The sequence below is a fragment of the Scytonema hankhaensis NUACC26 genome, assembly GCF_045865695.1.
Lineage (GTDB): Bacteria > Cyanobacteriota > Cyanobacteriia > Cyanobacteriales > Nostocaceae > Scytonema.
The window spans coordinates 1-2,686 of the sequence record NZ_BAACAP010000004.1; the positions used below are offsets into that span (position 1 = coordinate 1).

Consider the following 2,686-nt stretch of genomic DNA (forward strand, 5'->3'; position numbering starts at 1 on the left):
ATACTCAAAGCCGCCAACAAGGTCATAAACAGGCTTGCTCCTTGTTGTTGACTGAAAGTTTTAATGGCAGCACTTAATTCCGGCGTGAGAGCGTGGAGATAGCGTTTGCCTCGGTAGCTTTGCTGTGCTGGGCGAGGATAATCGGTAGGCAATTCCAGTAATGGGGAAGCATCCTTGAGTTGATGCGTCCAATAATCGATCTGGTTTTCTAATACCTCCCCCTGTAACCAATTTCGTTGCCAGTTTGCATAGTCGCTGTATTGAATGGGTAGGGGAGCTAGGTTTGGGGTTTGACCTCTCGTGGTGGCGGTATAAGCTTGCTGTAACTCACGAACAAACACCCCCATTGACCAACCGTCAGTGATAATATGGTGCATATTAATGAGCAACACATATTTCTGCTCCCGCAGTTGCAGCAGTTCTGCTTTAAATAAAGGGCCAGTATTTAAGTCAAACGGTTCATGAGCATGAGCATCGATTAAATGCTGGAGGGTTGGGTATTGGGTATTGGGTATTGGGCATTGGGCATTGGGCATTGGGCATTGGGCATTGGGCATTGGGAAAACTTCCCAGTCCCCAGTCCCCAGTCCCCTATCCCCAGTCCCTTCCACCGTTAGAACTTCGATTTCATCTAAATTTTGGATAACAACTTGAGGTTGTCCCGCCACTGTGGGAAAACACATCCTAAGACTGGTATGACGGTTCAGCAGATAAGCCAAACTAGAGCGCAGGGCATCAATATTAAGGTCGCCTTCCAATTGTAAAGCCATCGGCATATTATAGGTAGCTGACGGTTCTTGAAGTTGTGCTAACAGCCAGAGGCGTTGTTGAGCAAAGGAAAGGCGCTTTGAGGTATCAGCGCTAATGAGGGGAATTTCCTCTGCCATGACAGTTCTGGCTTTGGCAGCATTTAAGAATGCTAATATATCTGCTTTATTGGTTTGAATTTCCTGCTTCAGCTCGGAAGTGAGGGCGTTTTTGCTAGTACGAATCCGTAACTTATCATCTTCAGCCCAAATTCGGCAGCCCATGTTCTGTAAACGAAGCATTAAAGAAACTACGTGCTCTTTTTGTCTCATAGTTCAATTTCCTCTTCGTCTGAGTTCAAAGGTTGCATATCTACATCAGCGGAATTAACCCAAATGCAGGTATCGAGATAATTTGCCAATTCATTGAGGGTGGGGTACTCAAAGACTTTACGCAGTGGTAGTTCTATTTTGAATGTGTCGCGGATACGAGCGCATAGTTGAGTGGCTAATAGGGAATGTCCTCCCAATTTGAAGAAGTTGTCCGGGCGGGAGATCGCTTCATATTTCAGCAACTTTGCCCATAATTGAGCCAGCAATTTTTCTGTCGGTGTTACGGGCAATTCAATGTCTGTTGATGAAACTGCTGTATCTAATGCAGGCAAAGCTTTGCGGTCTACTTTTCCATTTGGTGTTAGTGGCAATCGTTCTAATACAGTGAAATGACTGGGAATCATATATTCGGGAAGATTTTTTTCCAGAAAATCTCGCCATTCGGCTAATAACTCTGAATCATCTTGATTTGTGCGATGTTGTAACGGTTGATTTGCGTAATGTTGCCAAGGTTTCAACCGGAAATTTTCCTTTGTTACAAATCGTGGCAGTGTTTCCTGTCCGGGGAGATTTCTTTGAAAAATAACATCGTAACAAGAAAAACCTGTGGAGCTATATTGTATAAAAGGTGTATAAGGCAAATTTTGTGCTAAAGTTCGGAACGCTTCAGGTTCTATCCCTAATTTGGCTTGTGCAACTGCTGCTTTCAAATCTGAAACGGTACCATCTAATTGACCAATTTGTTCTAACAGCACCATTTCTGAAGTCAAACGAGGATTGGGAATACCTTTAATGCCAAGTAAATCTGGTTGCTGAGTTGTTAAAATTGTCTCGATTGTTTCCAGATTTAACTGTTGATGGCTTTGCCAATCTAACCATTCAGGTTCGCCCAAAGGAGTATCTGCCCGATCTAAATGTAAAACAACGTTGTAACGAAAACGGCTCATCTCCGTTTGGGAGTAACCCCGTTGCAATTGAATCTGCACGTGACTAATCCGAGGAAATTTTTGTTTGAGGGCAATAAAGAAATTGGGGTCGATTGTTAATTCGCTTTCGGTGTCTGTGCTTTTTTGAATGTGTTGACGCAATTCCTTAATTGATAAGTCATCAGGGGCGCGATAAAATTCGACTGTTGTGTGGAATGCTTCCAGTAGATTGAGATTTCGCACATCCCCAATAAAGATTGCTCCTTGAGTCGTCACAGCGTTAACAACCCCCTGCAAAACTTCCAAAAAGTAATCTAAGGAGGGAAAATACTGGACGACAGAATTCAGGATGACCAAGTCGCAAGCATTTGTTTCAATACTGTCAAATTGGTGAGCTGCACTGGCTTTTAAGGTCACTCTATCTTGAAGTAGGGAGTAGGGAGTGGGAGAGTGGGAGTGGGGAGTGGCAAATATTCCTTTTTCACGATCGCTTATGAGATTTTCCCCTGAATGACTGTCATAAAAAGATAGTTGTTTGAGATGTTGTTCAATATACTGCAATGCACTCGGTGAAAAATCAGTCCCTAGATAATGCTGACAATGAGGTGCAATTTTAAACAATAACATACCCGTGCCGCAACCAATTTCCCAAACTCGTTTTGGTTCAAGTTCCAGAATTTG

The 2,686-nt window shown here is 43.3% G+C and carries 2 protein-coding genes; both read right to left on the bottom strand.

The annotated features are described in order from the left end of the window. A partial coding sequence (locus tag ACKTT2_RS00055) for a condensation domain-containing protein (protein WP_407882723.1) occupies positions 1 to 1,079 on the bottom strand: 1,079 nt, incomplete at its 3' end. Beyond that, on the bottom strand, positions 1,076 to 2,686 hold a 1,611-nt coding region (locus ACKTT2_RS00060; RefSeq protein ID WP_407882725.1), incomplete at its 5' end, for a class I SAM-dependent methyltransferase. The genes ACKTT2_RS00060 and ACKTT2_RS00055, both read right to left, overlap by 4 nt.